Annotated in this window: 1 protein-coding gene; it reads left to right on the forward strand. The window is 36.8% G+C overall.

From position 1 onward, the window contains the following. Positions 1 to 167: 167 nt before the first annotated feature. The coding region (locus ACYQ2O_RS13680) for a hypothetical protein (protein WP_459796871.1) at positions 168 to 253 on the forward strand (86 nt) is incomplete at its 3' end.

Below are 253 nucleotides of genomic sequence, written 5' to 3' on the forward strand. Positions count from 1 at the left end.
TCCGCTGGTCTAAACTGACAAACGTGCTGGAATAAACAGATTCTGTCGCTTAATTGACCCATTTTCTTAAAAAAAACTGCCGGAATAAAGTGACATTTACTGGCTGGATTATTTTGCTTTTCTACAATGAGACGTACATTCGTATTAAAGGAAAATGGAACTATCTTATTTTCTTTTTCGATGCCATCAATAAAATCATCTTGTCTGATCATGTATCCGCTCATCGTGATACGGACGCAGCTATTGAAGCTTT

The organism is Alkalibacterium sp. m-11 (genome assembly GCF_054658155.1).